This window comes from Streptomyces exfoliatus (assembly GCF_000725545.1).
GTDB lineage: Bacteria > Actinomycetota > Actinomycetes > Streptomycetales > Streptomycetaceae > Streptomyces > Streptomyces exfoliatus.
Genome location: NZ_JNZP01000096.1, coordinates 1 through 461, shown reverse-complemented (window position 1 = coordinate 461; position 461 = coordinate 1). Strand labels below are relative to the sequence as shown.

1 protein-coding gene and 1 pseudogene are annotated in these 461 nt (G+C 67.2%); both read left to right on the top strand.

Annotation, left to right across the window (positions count from 1 at the left end):
* Positions 1-165, top strand: a pseudogene (locus IO20_RS41900) (MerR family transcriptional regulator); the annotation flags it as partial.
* Between the two features lie 233 nt (positions 166-398).
* A partial coding sequence (locus tag IO20_RS40140) for a cold-shock protein (RefSeq protein WP_169749654.1) occupies positions 399-461 on the top strand: 63 nt, incomplete at its 3' end.

The following is a 461-nucleotide window of genomic DNA, read 5'->3' as shown; positions in this document are numbered from 1 at the left end:
CGCTACCAGCTGCGCATCGCCGCCCGCGCCCGCGAACTCGTCGACCAGGGCACGCCCATCGAGGCCGCCTGTCGCATCATCGTCCTGGAAGACCAGCTGGAAGAAGCCCAGCGCATCAACGCCGAACACCGCCGCGAATCGGCTGACCGGCCCGCCGCGGCCTGAGACGGTGCGCGCCCGCCGGACACCGGCGGGCCCCGCGCACCGTGAGGGTGTTTCCTCTGGTGACGGGGTGTGTGGGCGTGTACCGTCCCGGTTAGCTGTCGTGGTTCGGATCTTCCCCTTTGCCCATGCTGTCGGCGTGGGCTTTTTTGCTGTGCTATGCCGCAGGAACCAGGGCGATCACCTCCGCTGCCCGCACCGTGTGGGCGGCGTTCATCGACTGGAAGGCATGAGACATGGCTACGGGAACTGTGAAGTGGTTCAACGCGGAGAAGGGCTTCGGCTTCATCGCCCAGGAC